General features: G+C 63.3%; 6 protein-coding genes and 1 pseudogene. 4 read left to right on the top strand and 3 right to left on the bottom strand.

What is annotated here, in order from left to right; all coding sequences use genetic code 11:
* The 4 genes from EN749_RS30755 to EN749_RS30740 all read left to right on the top strand — a co-directional run.
* On the top strand, positions 1 to 1,430 hold a 1,430-nt coding region (locus tag EN749_RS30755), incomplete at its 5' end, for a phosphoenolpyruvate carboxykinase (RefSeq protein ID WP_128364567.1).
* Between the two features lie 84 nt (positions 1,431 to 1,514).
* Positions 1,515 to 1,952, top strand: coding sequence for an alternative ribosome rescue aminoacyl-tRNA hydrolase ArfB (arfB, locus tag EN749_RS30750; RefSeq protein WP_023810634.1), 438 nt, complete (start codon positions 1,515 to 1,517; stop codon positions 1,950 to 1,952).
* Between the two features lie 89 nt (positions 1,953 to 2,041).
* Positions 2,042 to 2,515 carry a peptidoglycan-binding protein LysM gene (gene lysM, locus EN749_RS30745; protein WP_128364566.1) on the top strand — a complete coding sequence of 158 codons (474 nt, stop codon included), beginning with the start codon at positions 2,042 to 2,044 and terminating at the stop codon, positions 2,513 to 2,515.
* A gap of 101 nt (positions 2,516 to 2,616) precedes the next feature.
* A complete protein-coding gene (locus tag EN749_RS30740; RefSeq protein WP_128364565.1) occupies positions 2,617 to 3,246 on the top strand; it encodes an alpha-ketoglutarate-dependent dioxygenase AlkB in 630 nt (209 codons plus the stop codon).
* Here EN749_RS30740 and coaA read toward each other — a convergent pair.
* The 3 genes and pseudogenes from coaA to EN749_RS39125 form a co-directional block, all read right to left on the bottom strand.
* Complete coding sequence (coaA, locus tag EN749_RS30735; protein WP_127320239.1) at positions 3,233 to 4,192, bottom strand: type I pantothenate kinase; 960 nt, start codon at positions 4,190 to 4,192, stop codon at positions 3,233 to 3,235. The two genes, EN749_RS30740 and coaA, sit on opposite strands and share 14 nt — an antisense overlap.
* Positions 4,193 to 4,216: 24 nt before the next feature.
* Positions 4,217 to 4,540 carry a phosphoribosyl-ATP diphosphatase gene (locus EN749_RS30730; protein WP_128364564.1) on the bottom strand — a complete coding sequence of 108 codons (324 nt, stop codon included), beginning with the start codon at positions 4,538 to 4,540 and terminating at the stop codon, positions 4,217 to 4,219.
* A 70-nt stretch (positions 4,541 to 4,610) separates the two neighbouring features.
* A pseudogene (locus EN749_RS39125) lies at positions 4,611 to 4,757 on the bottom strand (imidazole glycerol phosphate synthase subunit HisF); the annotation flags it as partial.

Here is a 4,757-nt window from a genome sequence, read left to right as displayed (position 1 = left end):
AGTTCGTCGTCCGCGATGGCGCCACCGAACCACATGTCTGGTGGGACAACAACAAGGCGATCTCGCCGGCCCAGTTCGACACGCTGCTCGCCGATTTCCAGGCGCATGCCGCGGACAAGGATCTATACGTCCAGGATCTGGTCGGCGGCGCCGAGGCGGAGTCGAGGCTGCCGACCAGGGTGATCACCGAATTTGCCTGGCACTCGCTGTTCATCCGCAATCTGCTGATCCGTCCGGATGCCGCCGAACTCGAACAGTTCGTGCCTGAGATGACGATCATCGACCTGCCGTCCTTCCGCGCCGATCCCCTTCGTCACGGCAGCCGCACCGAAACGGTGATCGCCGTCGATCTTTCGCGCAAGATCGTGCTGATCGGCGGCACCTCCTATGCCGGCGAGATGAAGAAGTCGGTGTTCACCATGCTCAACTATCTGCTGCCGGCGAAAGGCGTGATGCCGATGCATTGCTCGGCCAATGAGGGTGCGGCCGGCGACGCCGCCATCTTCTTCGGCCTGTCGGGCACCGGCAAGACGACGCTCTCGGCCGATCCCTCGCGCACGCTGATCGGCGACGACGAGCATGGCTGGGGACCGCACGGCATCTTCAATTTCGAAGGCGGCTGCTATGCCAAGACGATCAAGCTGTCGGCGGAAGCCGAGCCGGAAATCTTCGCCACCACGCAGCGCTTCGGCACGGTGCTGGAAAATGTCGTGCTCGACGCTGATGGCGTGCCGGATTTCAACGACGGAAGACTGACCGAGAACACACGCTGCGCCTACCCGCTGGACTTCATCCCCAATGCCAGCAAGACCGGCCGCGCCAACCATCCCAACAACATCATCATGCTGACCGCCGATGCGTTCGGCGTGATGCCGCCGATCGCGCGGCTGACCCCGGCGCAGGCGATGTATCATTTCCTGTCCGGCTACACCGCCAAGGTGGCCGGAACCGAAAAGGGCGTGACCGAGCCCGAAGCGACGTTTTCGACCTGTTTCGGTGCGCCGTTCATGCCGCGCCACCCTTCCGAATACGGCAATCTGCTGCGCGAGCTGATTGCCCGCCACGGCGCCGATTGCTGGCTGGTCAACACCGGCTGGACCGGCGGCGCCTACGGCACCGGCAAGCGCATGCCGATCAAGGCGACGCGCGCCTTGCTTGCAGCCGCACTTGACGGCTCGCTGAAGACAGCCGAGTTCCGCACCGACCCTCATTTCGGTTTCGAGGTGCCGGTGGCTGTGCCGGGCATCGACAGCGCCATTCTCGACCCGATGATTCTGGACCCCCGGGCGACCTGGGCCGACAAGGCCGGCTACGACCGGCAGGCGGCACGGCTGGTCGGCATGTTCGCCGTCAATTTCGAGAAATTCGAAAGCCATGTCGACGCCGTGGTGCTGGGCGCGGCGCCGCGCATGCAGGAAGCGGCGGAGTAATCGCGCCACAGGGGTCAGCTTTCGTTGAAAGGCCCGGTTCGATCGGGCCTTTTCTTTTTCGATCCGCCGCGCCATGACTGCGGCATGGCGAGCGACGACAACATCATCATATCAGGCGATGCGGTGATCCATCCGGGCGACCTGCACGAGGATTTCATCCGCTCGTCCGGTCCCGGCGGCCAGAACGTCAACAAGGTGGCGACGGCGGTGCAACTGCGCTTCGACGCGGCCAACGCAACGGGTCTGTCGGAGCGCGTGCGCGAGCGGACGATCAAGCTTGCCGGCCAGCGTGCCACCAAGGACGGTGTCATCGTCATCGAGGCAGGCCGCTTCCGCACCCAGGAACAGAACCGGGCCGATGCGCGGGCACGGCTGACGGCATTGGTCGCCAAGGCCGCCGAACCGCCACCGCCGCCGCGCAAGAAGACACGGCCGTCGAAGGGTGCCGTGGAACGGCGGCTGAAGAGCAAGGCCGGGCGCGGCACGATCAAGAAGCTGCGCGGCCGGGTGGAGAACGATTAAGCACCACACCAATCACGCGCAAAACGACTTCCCATTTTGGACCGCAGATGCAAAGTTCAACCATTGCCATTAGCAAGGGAGACCCAAGGATGGGCATGTTCGATTTCGTCAAGAGCGTCGGCAAGAAACTGGGCATCGGCGGTGACGACCAAGCCGCACCCACGGCCGACACACTCAAGAAGGAGCTCGATTCGCACAAGCTCGGCACCGATGGCGTCGAGGTCGTCGTCACGGGCGACACGGCGGTGCTGAAGGGTGTGGTCAAGGACCAGTCGATCTTCGAGAAGGCGGTCATCGCCGTCGGCAACACGCTCGGCGTCTCCAAAGTGCAGGCCGACGAATTGCAGGTCGCGCCAGCACCTGGCACGGCCGCCGCCCCCGCCAAGGAGCCCACCTTCTACACGGTGAAGAAGGGCGACAATCTCTGGAAGATCGCCGAGAAAAGCTACGGCAAGGGCCAAGGCGTCAAGAACACGGTCATATTCGAGGCCAACAAGCCGATGCTGACCCATCCCGACAAGATCTATCCGGGCCAGGTGCTGCGCATTCCCGACCTCGCCTGATCGGCGGCTGCCAATTCGACAAGAGCGGCGGCTTTCGGGTCGCCGTTTTCATTTGATCGTGACATTTTACGGTTCCGAACCATCCAAGAGGTAATCGAACCGTGCTCGTCCTGCCCAAAGGCGTCCGCCACATGCCGGCCTACCTGTCGCGCAGCGCGCAGGAAGAGCTGGTCGACGAGGTGAGACGGATCGTGCAGCAGGCGCCGCTGTTTGTGCCGGCCATGCCGCGCACCGGCAAGGAGATGAGCGTGCGTATGACCAATTGCGGGCCGCTGGGCTGGGTCACCGACAAGGAGCACGGCTATCGTTACCAGCCGGCGCATCCGGTAACCGGGGCGCCTTGGCCGCCAATTCCGGATGCGCTGCTCGACCTGTGGCGCGAGGTCTCGGGCTATCCGCGCCCGCCGGAAGCATGCCTGATCAATTTCTACACCGCGGATGCGAAGATGGGCCTGCATCAGGACCGCGACGAGGCCGATCTTTCGGCTCCGGTCGTCTCCGTCTCGCTCGGCGACGACTGCCTGTTCCGGGTTGGCCAGACCACGCGTGATGGCGCCACCAAGTCGTTCAGGCTGCAAAGCGGTGACGTCGTGGTGCTCGGCGGCGAGGGGCGGCTGTGCTTTCACGGCGTCGATCGGATCTATCCCTCGACCTCGGCGCTGCTGAAAAACGGCGGGCGGATCAATCTGACGCTGCGGCGGGTGACGGAGCCGGCCGTCACAGCTTCCTGAGCGCCACTTCCTCGATCAGGTGATCGGCGCCCTTGCGCAGGATCAAGTCGGCGCGGGCCCGCGTCGGCAGGATGTTCTCGCGCAGATTCTTCAAATTGATGTTGGTCCACAGGCCTTCGGCGATGGCGCGCGCGGAACTCTCCGACAGCTGCGAGTAGCGGTGAAAGAAGGAGTCCGGGTTGCGGAAGGCGGTCTCACGCAGCCGCATGAAGCGGGAAATGTACCAGTTGTGGATCAGCTTCTCGTCGGCATCGATGTAGATGGCGAAGTCGAAGAAGTCCGACAGGAAAGGCACGATCTTGCCGTCCTGCGGCAGCTTGCCGGGCTGCAGGACATTGATGCCTTCGAAGATCAATATGTCGGGCCGGTCGATGGTGACGAACTCGCCGGGAATGACGTCATAGGTCAGGTGCGAATAGACCGGCGCGCGGACATCGGGCAGCGCCGACTTGATGCCCGACAGGAAGCGCAGCAGCGCGCCTACATCGTAGCTGTCGGGGAAACCCTTGCGCTCCATCAGGTTCTCGCGGCGCAGGACCTCGTTGGGCAGCAGGAAGCCGTCGGTGGTGATGAGATCGACCTTGGGGCTCGACGGCCAGCGCGCCAAAAGTTCCTTCAGCACGCGTGCGGTGGTCGATTTGCCGACGGCGACCGAACCGGCGATGCCGATGATGAACGGTGTCTTGACCACGTCGACCGCGTTGAAGAAGGCCTGGCGTTGCCGAAACAGCAGCTGGCTCGCTTCGACATGCGCCGACAACAGCCGCGACAGCGACAGATAGATGCGCGTGACCTCTTCGAGATCGACCGGATCGTTGAGCGAGCGCAGGCGGCGGAATTCGTCCGCGCTCAGCGTCAGCGGCGTGTCGGCGCGGAATTGCGACCATTGATCGGCGGAGAAGAAACGAAAGGGGGAATATTTCTCGGTTGGCGCGAGCTGATCCATCGAGATACCTGCCCTTCCTCGCGGTCAGCCCTTGGGCCGTGACGCCTTCTCGGCGATGCCCGAACGCCGGGTGCGGCCTTCGAGTTCCCTAAGCACGTCGCTCAGCGGTACCCCGGAGAGGCCGAGAACGACGAGCCAATGATACATAAGATCGGCGCTTTCTGAAACGATGGCCGGTTTGTCGCCCCTGACGGCGGCAATCACCGTCTCGACGGCCTCCTCGCCGAGCTTCTGCGCCGCCTTGTCGATGCCGCGCGCGAACAATTTTGCCGTCCACGAATCCGGATCTCCGGAATGGGCGCGTTCCCCAATGATTTTTTCCAGATCGGAAAGCGAAAACTCGGTCATGGCGTCATCTATCTGCTTGTTTAAGCATGATCTTTTCCGAAAACCGGTTCCCACTTTTCGGGATCATGCTTTAGGGCCGATTATTCACAGAGTCCAGCCGCATCGGCAGGCCGGCGGCGGCCATGTGCGCCTTGGCCTGCGCTATCGTGTAGGTGCCGAAATGGAAAATGGACGCGGCCAGCACCGCGCCGGCATGGCCGTCGCGAATGCCTTCGAC

It is taken from the genome of Mesorhizobium sp. M7A.F.Ca.ET.027.02.1.1 (assembly GCF_004022985.1).
GTDB lineage: Bacteria > Pseudomonadota > Alphaproteobacteria > Rhizobiales > Rhizobiaceae > Mesorhizobium.
The sequence above is the reverse complement of the archived record's forward strand: the minus strand, read 5'-3'. Positions and strand labels throughout refer to the sequence as shown.